This window comes from Gleimia europaea ACS-120-V-Col10b (assembly GCF_000411155.1).
Taxonomy (GTDB): Bacteria; Actinomycetota; Actinomycetes; order Actinomycetales; family Actinomycetaceae; genus Gleimia; species Gleimia europaea_B.
This window is the reverse complement of record NZ_KE150268.1, coordinates 42481-56566: the sequence shown is the minus strand read 5'-3', so window position 1 is coordinate 56566 and position 14086 is coordinate 42481. Positions and strand designations below refer to the sequence as shown.

11 protein-coding genes and 4 tRNA genes are annotated in these 14086 nt (G+C 58.4%); 4 read left to right on the top strand and 11 right to left on the bottom strand.

Translation table 11 applies throughout. The features are described from left to right. Nucleotides 1–72 precede the first annotated feature (72 nt). The 3 genes from HMPREF9238_RS08110 to HMPREF9238_RS08100 form a co-directional block, all read right to left on the bottom strand. Nucleotides 73–145: transfer RNA gene (locus HMPREF9238_RS08110), tRNA-His, on the bottom strand. Nucleotides 146–249: 104 nt separating this feature from the next. After that, nucleotides 250–1164 carry an ATP-grasp domain-containing protein gene (locus tag HMPREF9238_RS08105; RefSeq protein ID WP_198009511.1) on the bottom strand — a complete coding sequence of 305 codons (915 nt, stop codon included), beginning with the start codon at nt 1162–1164 and terminating at the stop codon, nt 250–252. A 128-nt stretch (nt 1165–1292) separates the two neighbouring features. Further along, on the bottom strand, nt 1293–2420 hold the full coding sequence (locus HMPREF9238_RS08100) for a D-alanine--D-alanine ligase family protein (RefSeq protein WP_040316894.1): 1128 nt from the start codon (nt 2418–2420) through the stop codon (nt 1293–1295). 189 nt (nt 2421–2609) lie between these two features. Here HMPREF9238_RS08100 and HMPREF9238_RS08710 point away from each other — a divergent pair, with 189 nt between their 5' ends. Next, nucleotides 2610–3230, top strand: coding sequence for an AMIN-like domain-containing (lipo)protein (locus HMPREF9238_RS08710; protein ID WP_016444972.1), 621 nt, complete (start codon nt 2610–2612; stop codon nt 3228–3230). 72 nt (nt 3231–3302) lie between these two features. Here the strand turns inward: HMPREF9238_RS08710 and HMPREF9238_RS08090 are convergent, their stop codons facing one another. Further along, entirely contained in the window at nt 3303–4025 is a 723-nt protein-coding gene (locus HMPREF9238_RS08090) for a lysophospholipid acyltransferase family protein (RefSeq protein ID WP_016444971.1), read from the bottom strand. 9 nt (nt 4026–4034) lie between these two features. Then, the gene (gene murA, locus HMPREF9238_RS08085) at nt 4035–5351 is read right to left on the bottom strand and encodes a UDP-N-acetylglucosamine 1-carboxyvinyltransferase (protein ID WP_016444970.1); all 1317 of its coding nucleotides are present in this window, start codon (nt 5349–5351) and stop codon (nt 4035–4037) included. Nucleotides 5352–5575: 224 nt separating this feature from the next. On the opposite strand from murA, the gene HMPREF9238_RS08080 reads away from it, so the two are divergent. After that, nucleotides 5576–6313 (top strand): IclR family transcriptional regulator, encoded by a 738-nt coding sequence (locus HMPREF9238_RS08080; protein ID WP_016444969.1) that lies wholly within the window; start codon nt 5576–5578, stop codon nt 6311–6313. 14 nt (nt 6314–6327) lie between these two features. After that, nucleotides 6328–7428 (top strand): glycosyltransferase family 4 protein, encoded by a 1101-nt coding sequence (locus HMPREF9238_RS08075; protein WP_016444968.1) that lies wholly within the window; start codon nt 6328–6330, stop codon nt 7426–7428. A 75-nt stretch (nt 7429–7503) separates the two neighbouring features. Here the strand turns inward: HMPREF9238_RS08075 and HMPREF9238_RS08070 are convergent. The 4 genes from HMPREF9238_RS08070 to gltX all read right to left on the bottom strand — a co-directional run bounded on the left by HMPREF9238_RS08070 (nt 7504) and on the right by gltX (nt 9447). Continuing rightward, nucleotides 7504–7579: transfer RNA gene (locus tag HMPREF9238_RS08070), tRNA-Glu, on the bottom strand. Between the two features lie 37 nt (nt 7580–7616). Beyond that, nucleotides 7617–7689: transfer RNA gene (locus HMPREF9238_RS08065), tRNA-Glu, on the bottom strand. 49 nt (nt 7690–7738) lie between these two features. Then, nucleotides 7739–7810: transfer RNA gene (locus tag HMPREF9238_RS08060), tRNA-Gln, on the bottom strand. Nucleotides 7811–7944: 134 nt separating this feature from the next. Continuing rightward, nucleotides 7945–9447: a glutamate--tRNA ligase gene (gene gltX, locus HMPREF9238_RS08055; RefSeq protein ID WP_040316893.1), complete on the bottom strand. Its 1503-nt coding sequence runs from the start codon at nt 9445–9447 to the stop codon at nt 7945–7947. A 148-nt stretch (nt 9448–9595) separates the two neighbouring features. On the opposite strand from gltX, the gene HMPREF9238_RS08050 reads away from it, so the two are divergent. Further along, nucleotides 9596–10726, top strand: a complete 1131-nt coding sequence (locus tag HMPREF9238_RS08050) for a MalY/PatB family protein (RefSeq protein WP_016444966.1) — start codon at nt 9596–9598, stop codon at nt 10724–10726. A gap of 82 nt (nt 10727–10808) precedes the next feature. Here HMPREF9238_RS08050 and hrpB read toward each other — a convergent pair whose 3' ends face one another. Together hrpB and HMPREF9238_RS08040 are read right to left on the bottom strand one after the other, a co-directional pair. Then, on the bottom strand, nt 10809–13286 hold the full coding sequence (gene hrpB, locus HMPREF9238_RS08045) for an ATP-dependent helicase HrpB (protein WP_016444965.1): 2478 nt from the start codon (nt 13284–13286) through the stop codon (nt 10809–10811). Continuing rightward, nucleotides 13286–14059 carry a fumarylacetoacetate hydrolase family protein gene (locus HMPREF9238_RS08040; protein WP_016444964.1) on the bottom strand — a complete coding sequence of 258 codons (774 nt, stop codon included), beginning with the start codon at nt 14057–14059 and terminating at the stop codon, nt 13286–13288. Before HMPREF9238_RS08040 ends, hrpB begins: the two co-directional genes overlap by 1 nt. Nucleotides 14060–14086 lie beyond the last annotated feature (27 nt).

The following is a 14086-nucleotide window of genomic DNA, read 5'->3' as shown; positions in this document are numbered from 1 at the left end:
AGAAAGCGAGCCGGTGTAATTCGCCACACAGCGAAATAAAAAGATCCGACCGCATGGTCGGATCTTTATCCGGGTGGCTGACGGGACTCGAACCCGCGACGTCCTGGACCACAACCAGGTGCTCTACCAGCTGAACTACAGCCACCATCATTGCTTACGCAACGATAGATAACTGTAGCAGTAACGACGCACTAAACAAAACGCGGATGGCGTTGCTTCTAACACACCGCAGGGGGCTAAAGCCCGGCTCTACCAGTGCGCGCGAACCGAAATCGCGTCAGCGAAGTTTCCGAGAGCATCTGGCGAGGAGTCCAGGTAGAGCTGCGCGTCTACCAGCCCAACTTCCATAACCATGAACGAGCCTTCGTCGTCTGGCACTATATCTACTCTGTTGAACAGAAACTGCTCGTCGCGTCCCATACGCTGCTTCACATAAGCGTGGAGGGCAGCGCGAATAGTTTCGCCCCACCGCCACTCTTCCGGTGTGGCTTCACGAGCCTGCACAAGCGTTTCCTGCTTGGACTCCATCGTGATCGAGGCGTCGTGCAACATCGGTTTCTTTTGTACCGCGTGCGAAAGGAGCCCATTGAAGAACACCAGCGTAATCTCACCGTGCTTATCGATCGCTTCCTGATAGCGCTGCAACATCACAGAGCGCCCCTCATCCAACAGACTCATCACGTGACCGACCGCAGCGCGCCGCGAAGCAGGCTCTACCGCGCAATACCGACCGATGTCGCGGGCGCCGGAAGATACCGCAGGTTTGATAACAAAATCTTGGAGGGCGGGGAAACGCGAGTGCACGCGATGCTTCGACAAGTTCTTCTCAACATCAAGCCACGTGGTGGGAATGATTGGTAACCCAAACTGTTCGTTAAGAATCTTCAAGTAGTGCTTATCGGAGTTCCACTCCAAAATATCCGGGTGGTTCAGCAGGCGTGGCACCGCCTTAGTCCATGCCAGGAACTCATCACGCCTTGTCGCGTAGTCGCATACAGAGCGAACGATAACGAGGCCGGCATCTTGCCAATCAACATCGGGGTCATCCCAACGCTTAATCTGGGGATCACACCCTCGTTGCGCCAGTTCATCCGGCAGGCCTTCCTCACCGGGATAAAGATGGGGCAACTCAGAAGAGGTTACTAATGTCACGCGTGGCTTCATAGTTGATACTTTAACCATATTCGATCGATTTGTTTGCACGGATGGGAACGCTATTCGCTATGCGCCTGAGAGATTACGCATAGTGGCCTTGCTCATTTGAAAATGAGAAGAGGCGGCGTCACTAAGCTTCAGCGTAGCCCCAGTGGACGCGCTAATGCTTGTTCAATCAGATGCGACACGAGAGCCGGGTAATCCATCCCGGTGGCCTGCCACATCGCTGGGTACATGGACCACGGGGTGAATCCAGGCAAAGTGTTCACCTCGTTGATCGTGATTCTTCCCGATTCTTCGTTGTAGAAGAAGTCCACTCGGGCAAGTCCTTCACACCCGAGCACCTCGAATGCCCGCACAGCGGTTTCTCGAATCTGCTGTTCCGCAACGGCAGGTAGATCAGCTGGCGTAGAAAGTGTCACATCATCGTGCGCTTGGTATTTCGTCTTGTAGTCGTAGAACCCATCGCGCGAGGCAACCATAATTTCTCCGCACCTGGAGGCACGCGCCCCCTCACTACCAAAATCGAGGACGCCGCACTCGATCTCGCGGCCCGCCGTTGCGGCTTCTACAACCACACGCGGATCAACCCTGCGGGCCTGCTCAATAGCGTCTTCGAGCATGGCAAGATCTTCAACATGGGTGATCCCCAGAGAGGAGCCGGCACGAGCGGGCTTCACATAAAGATCCTGCCCCACGCTAGCCGCCTGCGCGAGCGCTCGAGAACGGTCTCGCTTCCATTCGCGATCGGTGATCAGCGTCCACCGCCCCACCGAAATGCCGTCGCCAAGCAGAAGCGCTTTGGTCAGATGCTTGTCGTTAGACACCGCCGAAGCCGCCACACCGCAGCCGACGTAGCGAACGTTAGACATCTCCATTAGCCCTTGAATGGTGCCGTCTTCACCGTAGGGGCCGTGGAGCAGGGGGAACACTACGTCAACGTCACCGAGGTCTGTAGCCTCGATTCGTTCACCGGTAATAGCTCGCGGCTTCTCCACTACCCGCGGGTTTCCGGTCCACAGTGTCACAGAGGACTCTCCGGCTGCAATCACCACGCCTCGCCCGTCAACCATCTCGTAGAGTTCTGGTTTAGCCGGTACCCGCACCCATTCGCCATCGGGGGTGATACCGATCGCTAAGATCTCGTACCTCGCATGATCGATAGCTGCCATTACGCTGGCTGCAGTTGCACAAGAAATTTGATGTTCACCGCTACGCCCTCCGAAAATCAGGGCCACGCGGGTCTTTCGTGGAGAATCACTCATGGCTTTGACTTTACTGCAAAACACGCAAGTTCAATCAACTAGCAACGGGTAGCAAAAATGTGTCGCGCGATAAACATTCCCAAACCCCGCACAGATTTTCGTTTACCACGCCGGCCTGTCCGCCTACTTGCAAATGAGCTGGCTCTTGAACGGATTAAAATAAGACAAACGTAGCGATTGGAAATAGAGATGAATCACAAAGCACGAGTCAGCGTCGCACTTACCACGACGCTAGCGGTATTGGCGCTTGGCGGATGCGGACAAAGCATCACCGACCCTGATGCTTCTGGGCCGGCAACTACTGAGGTTGAAACTTACGTGCCCACACCATACGTAGACACTCCAGCAGAAACTGAAGCCCCCAACGAGGAGGCACAGTGGATTTCCGGGCCTTCTGAGCAAGCGGAAGGCACTTCTCGCACATCTTTGCTGGCTCACGATTTTCGCGTGGGAGTGCACGAGGATTACTACCGTGTTGTGGTGGAGTTCGTAGGCCAAGGAGACCCTGGCTGGACTGTTGGCTGGACCGACAAGTCCGTTGAGGTTGGGCGCGGCGACGCGCTCCCGATCCCGCAGGGAAACGTGCTTGACGTCATGATTCACGGCGCCACCTGGCCGGCGGTTCCCGGAGCCGCTGAGTACTACTACAATGGCCCGGCCGATAAACGTTTAGACGACAGCGTGCTCGCCTGGTTTGACGGCTCGTTTGAGTCTGACACCCACCTTGCGATCTCGAGCGATAAAGAACGCGAGTATCGGGTGTTCACTCTTGAAAACCCCAAGCGACTCGTAATCGACCTGCGCAAGTAAAGCCAGGTTAGGAAAGCTGGCGTCAGTTCGGTTCTTGCACGGCTATTCGCTGTTCGTATAGCGGGTGCGCCTTTAGCTATCTGTAGCTGGTGGATAGGCTTCGAGTTTTGGATCCCACCGGGTTTCCGGCGCTTTTTCTCCCCGGATTTCTTCAATCATCGAGGTGATCGCAACCTCCATGCGGCGCGTTGCTTCCTTGACTGCCTCGTGATCGTTTTCATCCTGGTTTAGGTCTGAGAGGTCAATGGCGGGGCCCGCCATTACCCACGTGTCACGCCTACGCAAAGGGAACGAGTTCTTCCAGCGCCGCATGATCTCATGGCTTCCCCAGTGCGCTAACGGGATCACGGGAGCTCCGGTCGCAAGGGCGAGCCTAGCGGCGCCCGTCTTGAACTTCATAGGCCAAAGATCCGGATCCGTGGTTAGCGTACCTTCGGGGAAAATAGCTATGGATTCACCCTCAGCAAGGGCAATTTTTGCGTTCCTAAGGGCATCGCCAGCACTCGAGGTTCCCCGCCTTACCGGCACCATTTTTGCGCCGGTCAAAACCCGGCGCAGTCCAGGAACGCGGAACAGGCTGTCCTTAGCGAGCACACGGACGGCGTGTCCAGCATCAACAATGAAGTGAGCTACAACCACGACGTCATATTCGGTCACGTGGTTCATGATGAGGATGAAGGGCTTGTCTTTAGGTAGGTTATTGCGGCCTCGCCAATGGGGCTTGGTTGTTAATTTTGCCAAAGGACGCAAAACTTCAACAGCGACCTTATAGATACCGGTAGCTGGCTTACTCATGCCCTTCTCCTACATTCTTTCTGCGTCGGCACCCAGGCGGCCAAGTTTGCTGAGGAAGTGCTCGTATCCGCGCGCAATCACGTCAATACCGTGCACAATAGACTCCCCTTCCGCCGCCAACGCCGAAATGAGGTAGGAGAACCCGCCGCGCAGATCCGGCACGGTGATTTCCGCGCCGTGCAAGGGTGTGGGTCCGGAGATAACAGCGGAGTGGTAGAAGTTACGCTGCCCAAAGCGACATGGAGTACCGCCCAAGCACTCCCGATAAATCTGAATTTGTGCGCCCATCTGATTGAGTGCCTTTGTGAATCCGAGACGATTCTCGTACACCGTCTCATGGACGATTGAAAGCCCCTTGGCTTGCGTCAAGGCGACAACCAGCGGCTGCTGCCAGTCGGTCATGAATCCGGGGTGCACGTTTGTCTCTAGCACGATCGATTGCAGTTGCCCACCCGGGTGAAAGAAGCGAATGCCCGCATCGTCAATTTCGAATTGGCCGCCGACTTTGCGAAAAACGTTCAAGAACGTGGTCATGTCCGGTTGATGTGCTCCGCGCACGTAAATATCGCCGTGCGTTACCAACGCCGCAGAAGCCCACGAGGCTGCCTCAATACGGTCTGAAATCGCGGTGTGGGTAAACCCGCGCAACTCCGATACGCCCTCGATTCTGATAGTGCGGTCGGTATCAACGGAGAGGCTGGCACCCATCTTTTGGAGCACATTGATAAGGTCCATGATTTCCGGCTCGATGGCGGCGTTCTTCAACACTGTGATGCCGTCAGCCATGACTGCTGTCAGAAGGGTTTGTTCGGTGGCGCCTACCGACGGGAACGGGAGCTTAATTTTGGCGCCGCGCAGTCCGTTTGGCGCGGTGATACGGATACCGTTATCTTCCTTATCGACCTGGGCGCCAAACGCTCTGAGCGCATCCAGGTGCATGTCGATTGGACGGTCACCAATGCGACACCCTCCCAGATCGGGAATGAAGGCTTCCCCAAGACGATGCAAAAGAGGGCCGCAGAAAAGGATCGGGATGCGCGAGGACCCAGCTAACGCCTGAACTTCGGACACATGGGCAACCTCGACATTTGACGGGTCAAGCTCGAGGACACCAGCCCCCTGATCGAAGTTGATATGCACACCGTGCAGACCGAGGAGCTCAGAAACCAAGTCCACGTCCCTGATGAGAGGAACATTGGAAAGCTTCGAGGGGGTTGTTCCAAGTAGGCTTGCCACCATCGCCTTTGGCACGAAGTTCTTCGCACCACGAACGGTGATGTCCCCCGCCAAAGGTTTGCCACCCTGCACACGCAAAACCGAGTCCATGGAAGCCTTTCTGCTTATCTGTCTAGCTCAAAATACTATTATCTCTCGCTCTAATCTATAACGCATGGCCTGTGGAAGCTCCATTACTCACACCGCGCCCCGAACGTGTCGCGAGACAAATATCTGCACGCCTTACCGCCCATATAAATTTAGCCTGCACTTTTACTCAACCGATCATATCCGGGAGTTTGCTATCTCAATGATTGAGATGGCAAGATCGATGTATGGATGAAAAAGCTCCCACCAGTGGCGTAGGCGTTTTAGATAAAGCCTCGCTTGTTTTGTCCGCGTTAGAGGCCGGGCCAGCCACGCTTGCCCAGTTAGTCTCAACCACTAAATTGGCCAGGCCAACCGCGCACCGCCTTGCAGTCGCTCTTGAGTTTCACCGTTTTGTTGCTCGCGACATGCAAGGCCGTTTTGTTTTGGGGCCGCGCCTTTCAGAACTTGCATCCGCTGCCGGCGAGGATCGACTCCTCGCATCAGCCACCCCGGTCCTAATCGCGTTGCGCGATCACACGAAGGAATCGACCCAGCTGTACCGCCGCCAAGGAGACCAGCGCATTTGCGTTGCGGCCGCTGAACGCCAGATCGGCCTGCGTGACTCCATTCCAGTTGGGGCCACTCTTTCAATGAAGGCAGGGTCAGCGGCCCAGGTGCTCCTCGCTTGGGAAGAACCGGACCGCCTTCACCGCGGCCTGTACGGCGCATCGTTTAACGCAACCATGCTTTCCGCCGTTCGCCGCCGTGGTTGGGCACAGTCTGTGTCTGAACGCGAGATTGGCGTGGCGTCGGTGTCTGCCCCCGTTCGCGGTCCGGGAGGCAAGGTACTAGCAGCGATCTCAATCTCGGGCCCGGTGGAGCGCATGGGACGTCAGCCTGGTCGCCAACACGGCCCCTCGGTAGTTGCAGCAGCTAACCGCCTGTCGGATTTCCTGCGTCGCGCTGAAGAGCTTGGCCTGTAGCCCGCGCCTGGCAAATGCGAATTGCCCTAGTTTCTGACCCGTACAGTCCGCGCGTTGGGGGCATTGAAACCCAGGTGCGCAACCTCGGGCAGGCACTTGTTGCCGCCGGACACGCCGTCACGGTGATTACCGCCACACCTTCTTCTGCGGCTCGCGGTGATTCAACGGAACTTGATGGCGCGGTCACGGTACGCCGGCTCACCGCGCGCATTCCGTTAAGCCTTCCAGTGAATCCGTTTGCCGGTGAAGCACTAGAACAGACCTTACCCACGTTTGATGTGGTACACATTCACACCGGACTGATCTCGCCGTTCGCGCGCATGGCGGTGCAGTCCTGCGTCAAAACGGGCACGAAAGCCATTCTGACTTGGCACTCCCACCTCCGCGGTAGCACTTGGTGGTACGGCGCGGTCAATCCCCTGCCGGCTTGGCAACGCGCCGGTATTCGATTGACCGCCGTATCAACGCCGGCTGCACGCGCAGTTGCGGCAGCAGCGCGGAACAGCGTTAACGTAGACGTCCTACCGAACTTGATTTTTGAAGAACCCTGGGAACAGGCGCGGCAAGTAGCTCTAAGACGATTTGAGCAGGAACCGGCTCCCGCTCCCCTTCAGGTAGTAACAGCCACCCGACTGGCCCCAAGAAAGCGCGTACTACAGCTTGCCGAGATCGCGAGGCGGGCGCGCGTCGACGTACACGTTTACGGAGACGGAAGTCTGAGACCGGCGTTGGCTCGCCCCGAACTGTCGGGCGGCTACATGCATTTGCACGGAAAAGTGAAGCCCGCACAATTGGCTGACGCCTATACTCGCGCGGACGTGTTCGTGTCTCCGGTGATTAAAGAAGCCTTCGGTATCGCCGCTCTTGAGGCGCGCGCGTGCGGATTGCCTGTCATCTATCGCCGGGGTTCAGGGATTGAAGAGTTCATCACGCACGGCTACGACGGCCTGGAAGTGGCCAGCGACACGGAAATGGCAGCGGCGTTAGCGATGCTCGCTATGCATCCGCAACGCCTGCACATGCTTGGCAAACACGCCCTCGAGAATCAAATCACACACACTTGGAGCCGTGGGCTACAAACCTACCTCGAGTTGTATGAGACCTGGCGCAACTAATCCTGCCTGCATTGCTGGGCCCCGTCCCAGGCACCCCATTCGAGCAAGAAAAAGCACCTGATTTCTCAGGTGCGGTGGCACCCCCAACCGGATTTGAACCGGTGTCGCCGCCGTGAGAGGGCGGTGTCCTGGGCCGCTAGACGATGGGGGCCTAAGCGCTTTCGCGCCGGTTTGGTTACTAGAACCTGCACCCCCAACCGGATTTGAACCGGTGTCGCCGCCGTGAGAGGGCGGTGTCCTGGGCCGCTAGACGATGGGGGCCTGTGCGATCACTCGCTTTGAAACCTCTAACCTATGGTCAGGTGCTTCGCTGGGGTACCAGGACTCGAACCTAGACTAAATGAACCAGAATCACTCGTGCTGCCAATTACACCATACCCCAAGGTAAGGTAGCTTCTTCGGTCAGTTTCCCGCTCGCGGGAAGCCTTCACGAGGAAGCGCCAACAAGAAACTTTACCCGACGGAGCATGACCTTACAAAATCCGCTCACCGTTATTTACTTCACGTTCGCGGATGTTAGGCAGAAAGCTTAGCCTCCAGTTGACGCAACCTGGCCAAGACCTCGTCCTTACCCATAATTTCCATGGACTCAAACAGTGGCGGAGACACCTGTCGGCCAGAAATAGCGGTGCGAAGAGGTCCGAATGCCAGCCTTGGTTTCACCTGCATCTCGTCAATGAGGCGGGCACGCAACCCCTCTTCCAAGGACTCGACAGTGAACTCGGGCAGACCTTCGATAACCTCGATGCCCGCACGCAAGACCTCGCCGGCGTTGTCCTTGAGTTTGCTGACAGCTTTATCTTCAAACTCGAGCACTTCGGTTTCCACGAAGAATGGGCCAAGCATGCCGCCAATCTCACCCAGCAGGCGAATACGTGTTTGCGTCAGCGGAGCAGCCTCGGTGATGATTTCCTGCTCGCGAGCCGTAAGCGCATCAAACTCTTCAGCTGACACATATCCGTCGCGGTAGAGGAACGGCACGATGCGGCGCTTGAAGTCATCCTCTTCGAGCATGCGAATGTGGTCGGCGTTAATCGCAATGGCCTTCTTCAGGTCAAAACGAGCCGGGTTGGGGTTCACATCGTGAATGTCGAAAGCCTTAACCATTTCTTCAGCCGAGAAGATGTCTTCATCGGGGCTAATAGCCCAGCCAAGTAGGGCTAGGTAGTTCAGCAGGCCCTCTGGGATCATGCCGTTTTCCCGGTGGAGCAACAGGTTTGACTCCGGATCGCGCTTGGACAGTTTCTTGTTGCCCTCCCCCATAACGTAAGGCAGGTGGCCAAACTCCGGCATCTGCTTCGCGATTCCGAGCTCGATGAGAGCACGATACAAAACGATCTGGCGCGGCGTGGAAGACAGCAGGTCTTCGCCGCGCAGCACGTGTGTGATGTCCATGAGCGCATCATCAACGGGGTTCACGAGTGTATAGAGGGGGTGGCCGTTACCGCGAACGATCACATAGTCCGGCACAGAACCGGCCTTGAACGTGATTTCACCGCGAACAAGGTCCGTGAAGGTAATGTCTTCATCCGGCATCCGCAGGCGTAGCACCGGCTTGCGCCCCGCAGCGCGAAATTCTGCCTTCTGCTCTTCGGTTAGATTGCGATCAAAACCATCATAGCCAAGCTTGGGATCACGACCGGCTGCCTTGTGACGCGCTTCGACCTCCTCGGGCGTGGAGAAGGACTCGTATGCGTAACCCGCTTCTAGCAGCTTCGCCGCAACGTCCTTGTAGATGTCCATACGCTGCGACTGTCGGTACGGCTCGTGCGGGCCGCCCTTCAGTACACCTTCGTCCCAATCCAGGCCAAGCCAAGTCAGGGAATCAATGATCTGGTCGAAAGACTCCTCGGAGTCGCGGCGAGCATCGGTATCTTCGATGCGGAACACAAACGTGCCCCCAACGTGTCTGGCCCATGCCCAGTTGAACAGGCAGGTACGAACCATTCCCACATGCGGGGTTCCAGTTGGTGATGGGCAAAAACGAACGCGGACTTTGCCGCCATTTAGAGTATCCATGATGCCTTGATTCTACATCGTTTATGCACCGGCTTTTCAACGCGCTTTCCACAGGTTAAAACTCGCTACCCGCGCCCTTGCGCCACTCCCCTAATACGTGCGCGCACGGCACTCGTTGTCGTTATGGTTGGAGGCGGAAGGGGTTTTGATGACTGATTTTGACGCTTCTGACGAGGACACCGCCCACGCAAGCGGTCTTTTGAAATGGGAGATGCCAGGCGTTTCCGGCCACTGGGTTGCAGAGATGGACTTCGGTACCGCCCCTGCGGTTGAGGAAGCCCTCGTAAGTGCGATCAGAAGGGGGTTTCTTGGGTACATGCCGCAGGGGCTATCTACCTGGGTTAAAGAGGCCACCGCGAGCGTAGTTGGACGCCGCTACGGCCTTGATATCGAGGCTGAAAATGTGCAGTTGGCATCGTCAGTACTGGACGGTTTGAATGCGATTCTTGGTCACATGTTGGAACCGGGTTCACGGGTGATCGTTCCAACCCCCGCCTACATGCCATTTTTGACCCTTCCGGGCAAGTTTGGCCACGAGGTTATTCAGGTTCCTTCCGCGATTGTTGAGGGCGTGTGGCAACTCGATTTTGACCGCATAGAATCTGCGGCTAAAGACGCTGATCTGCTTATTCTTTGCAACCCGTGGAACCCAACCGGCAGGGTTTTAACCGCCGCCGAGCTGACGCGTTTAGGGCAAATCGCAACCAGTAGCAACCTGCTGGTGTTCAACGATGAGGTTCACGCTCCCCTCGTTCCCAACCCGGCTGACCACGTTAGTTTCGCGCGTTTGGATGACGAGGTCGCAGATCACGTGGTAACTGCCGTTGCGGCGTCAAAAGGCTTCAACCTAGCCGGCCTGCACTGCGCTCAGATGATCACGATCGGCGCAATGGCAAAGAAGTTTGAGGACGCCTCCAAGTGGCTGAATCACCCAACACCGCTCGGCGCCCTCGCTACTTCCGTCGCATACGAGGAGGGCGAGAGCTGGCTGGCTGAACTGAACGCGTATCTGCGTCAGAACGTGGCACTCATCGACGGGCTACTTGCAGACTCCCCGCTCAGCTGGTCGGCGCCGCAGGGCACGTACATGGGCCTGATTGACGCATCCGGCCTCGGGGTTGAAAACCCGCATGAATACCTGCTCGAGGAGGCGAAGGTCCGCACGACGCCGGGCGCCGCGCTCGGCAAGGGATTCGAACAGTACGTGAGGTTCGGATTCGCTTCGTCGAAGGGCGTCGTAGAGCGTTCGGTACGTCGGATGCTGGAGGCGAAGCACTAGGCCCTGCTTCGGGCCCGGCGCTCGCCCTCTAGGCAAGGCCGCTGGAGCGGCCGCGGGGCCTGATCGAGAACGCCGCGGAGCTTCAGCGCAGGCGCGCGTTAGTTTTGCGAGTTGCTTGCGCACTCCAGGGGTCTTCTGGCCACGGGTGCTTTGGGTAGCGCCCTCTCATCTCGGCGCGCACCTGCGCGTAAGTTTCGTTAAAGAACGTCTCGAGGTCGGAGGTAATCGCGAGTGGGCGCCCGGCCGGCGAGAGAAGCTCAAACGTGAGCGGCTCCCCAAGCACGCGCGGCACTTCCTTAAAGCCGAATGTTTCCTGTAGCTTGACGCGCACGGTTGGCCCACGCTCCGAATCAAACGTCACGCGAGCGCGATTGCCTGAGGGTAGCTGTATCGACGTGGGGATGAACTGATCGATCTGCGCTACTTTGTCCCACCCGATTATGGTTTTAAGGCCGGTCACGAGGTCGACTTCGCGAAGCGGCGCCCCGGCCAAAAGTTTCGGCCACGCCCCGCCCACGAGCTCGTCGATGTGGCTTGCCAACTGTTCGTTCGAAAGTTCTGGCCAAGACGGGTCACGCCCGGATATGTAACGAGCTCGCCTAATGAGGTCTTCAGCTGCTCTGCCGGGGTTAAACAGTGCGAGCCCGCGATTTCTAACGGCATCAGCGAGCACTTGCCTCGCCTCTTCGATCGGAACTTCTGCAGCGGAATCGCCAACCGGGATCGCGCCGATCTTTTGGAGAGCACGCGCGCGCAGGCGCCCGCCTGCAAGTTCCACCTCGATCGTTTCGCTCAGCATCCCCGCGCCGATTTGGCGCGCCCACTTCGGATTCAAAGCAGCGCCGAGGAGCACTTTAGTTTCGCCCCCGGTATTTAGCACGTCCGCCGCCGCAATCCACTGATCCGAGGCAAGCGGCGAGGACGCCTCAACAGACAGGCCCGTGCCCGCGGCGCTCAAGTAGCGGACGTAGCGGCCCTCTGCGCCCTCGCGGCGCCGCGCGATTCTTCCCGGAAACGCGAGGCCCACAACAACTCCGGGCAGATCTTCTCGCGCAATTGTCGGAAGATCGGCGCGCCCGGCGTAGCTCTCGGAAAACTCCGACGCGATGTGCGCGAGGCGGGCAACGTCCTGCTTTGGAGCTGCTTTCGCGGCCGCCTCGATGTCGGTTGCCCGGGTTTGCGCATACCCGGACATCGCCGCAACGATGCGCGCAACGTCGTTTTCTCGCCCACTCCACGCAGAGGCAAGCAGGAGGGCGTGTGCGGCGCGCGGGTCGAGCGGAACGCTCGCGAGCTGGCGGCCGGCGTCAGTTATCTCGCCCTCCTTCAGCGCGCCAAGACGCCCCAGTGTTTGCTCCGCACGCGCTAGTGCAGGTGCGGGGAATGGTGAGGGCAGGCGCAGCTGCGTCGGGCTGTCCCAGGCGTGCGCCAACAGGGTGGCTTCGGTGAGGTCTGCACTGTCGATCTCCGGGGCTGCAAACTCACTCATGCGCGCGAAATCTGTTTCGCGAAAGCAGCGGTAAACCGTACCCGGCCCGGTTCGGTGAGCGCGTCCAGCGCGCTGCACCGCCGAAGAGCGCGACTCGTGTATGGTCACGAGCTGAGCCGCTTCGCGAGATACGTCAAATCGCGGGGCGCGCGCAAGGCCTGAATCTACAACGCAGTGCACGCCAGGAACGGTGAGTGAGGTTTCTGCAATGTCCGTCGCCACGATCACGCGCTCGCCTCTGGCCGATAAGGCTTGATCCTGCTCGCGCGCGTCCACGCCCGAGTGCAACTGGTACGTGGGAATTCCGCGCTCGCGCACGAGCGCCGCCACCTGCTCGACGTCTCGAATCGAGGGCGCAAACACGAGCGTGGAACCATGCTTCGCAAACGCTTGGGCGGCCGTGTTTGCCATGTGGTTGATGAGTGTCTTGCTGGCTCCGCGCTGGTCAAGGCTTTCTGCGGCGGGAGTCCAGATCACATCAAGCGGGTACTGCTTACCTGAAACTTCGATTGCGTCCGCCTTCGCAGAACTTGCAAGGAGGGCGTGAAAGCGCTTCACGTCGGCGGTTGCAGACATCACGCCGATCAGGAGGTCGCCTCGCATGTCCGCAATATCTAGTGCGAATGCGAGGGCGAGGTCGGAATCGAGATGCCGCTCGTGAACTTCATCCAGTAAAAGTGCGTCCACGCCGGGCAGGTCCGGGTTTGCGATGAGACGTCGCAAGAGGGTGCCCGTAGTGGTGAACTCGATCCGCGTCTTTGCGCTCACGATCCGATCGCCGCGCATCGTCCAGCCAACGCGCTCGCCAGGCCGCTCGCCCAGGATCGAGGCCACGTATTTCGCGGCCGAACGCACCGCCACCCTTCGCGGCTGGGCGATCAGTATGCGACCCGCCGCCCCGTCCTCGTCGAGTAAATGCCGAATGAGTAGCGGAGCGAGCGTCGTCTTTCCAGATCCCGGACTAGCGGAGAGCACAAAGCGGCGCCTGCCTTGAACTGCGGCCCGGATTTGGTCGGTGGCCGCGCGAATGGGCAGGCGCGCGCTGTCGTAGGCTTCGAGGAAGGTCGGCACTATCTGGTTACGAAATTAGCGAGGCTACCGATGCCTTCAATCTCGCACTCAACGCGGTCACCCGCTTCGATCGGGCCGACTCCAGCCGGGGTTCCGGTCATGATGACGTCGCCGGGGAGCAGGGTCATTGCCGACGAAATATATTCGATCAGGTAGGGCACGTCGAACACCATGTCCCGCGTATTGCCCTGCTGCACGGTCTTGCCGTTTACTCGCGTTTCAATCGCAAGGTTGTCGATGTCGAGCTTCGGATCAACCGTGATCCACGGCCCCAGCGGAGCGGACGTGTCGAATCCCTTCGCCCGCGCCCACTGCCCGTCTGCCCGTTGCGCGTCTCGTGCAGACACGTCGTTGGCAGCCGTGTATCCGAACACATAGTCGAGGGCGCGCTCGGCCTTCACATTGCGCGCCATCGTGCGGATGACCACGGCCAGCTCGGCCTCGTAATGCACTTCATTTGACCAGCTGGGCAAAACGATCGGATCATCCGGGCCGATCACCGCAGTGTTCGGCTTGAAGAAGATATTCGGGTGATCCGGCACTTCCCCACCCATCTCCGCGGCGTGATCGCGGTAGTTCTTCGCTACGGCGACGATCTTAGAACGCGGGATCACGGGGCTTAGCAAGCGAACTTCTTCGAGTTTAAAAACCTCTCCGGATGGCTCCACGCCCTGGAAAAGAGGATCGCCTTTAAGCCCTTCGATGCGGTCTGCACCTTCTGCAATAGCACCGTATTTGGGGTTACCGCCCGCACTGAATCGAGCTACGCGCACCGTGTACTCCTAACTGTCAAACTACTG

What these genes read in the sequence shown, in the direction of transcription:
- HMPREF9238_RS08105 (WP_198009511.1), bottom strand. Translation starts at nt 1,164, where the DNA reads ATGAAGCCACGCGTGACATTAGTAACCTCTTCTGAGTTGCCCCATCTT.
- HMPREF9238_RS08100 (WP_040316894.1), bottom strand. Translation starts at nt 2,420, where the DNA reads ATGAGTGATTCTCCACGAAAGACCCGCGTGGCCCTGATTTTCGGAGGG.
- HMPREF9238_RS08710 (WP_016444972.1), top strand. Translation starts at nt 2,610, where the DNA reads ATGAATCACAAAGCACGAGTCAGCGTCGCACTTACCACGACGCTAGCG.
- HMPREF9238_RS08090 (WP_016444971.1), bottom strand. Translation starts at nt 4,025, where the DNA reads ATGAGTAAGCCAGCTACCGGTATCTATAAGGTCGCTGTTGAAGTTTTG.
- murA (WP_016444970.1), bottom strand. Translation starts at nt 5,351, where the DNA reads ATGGACTCGGTTTTGCGTGTGCAGGGTGGCAAACCTTTGGCGGGGGAC.
- HMPREF9238_RS08080 (WP_016444969.1), top strand. Translation starts at nt 5,576, where the DNA reads ATGGATGAAAAAGCTCCCACCAGTGGCGTAGGCGTTTTAGATAAAGCC.
- HMPREF9238_RS08075 (WP_016444968.1), top strand. Translation starts at nt 6,328, where the DNA reads ATGCGAATTGCCCTAGTTTCTGACCCGTACAGTCCGCGCGTTGGGGGC.
- gltX (WP_040316893.1), bottom strand. Translation starts at nt 9,447, where the DNA reads ATGGATACTCTAAATGGCGGCAAAGTCCGCGTTCGTTTTTGCCCATCA.
- HMPREF9238_RS08050 (WP_016444966.1), top strand. Translation starts at nt 9,596, where the DNA reads ATGACTGATTTTGACGCTTCTGACGAGGACACCGCCCACGCAAGCGGT.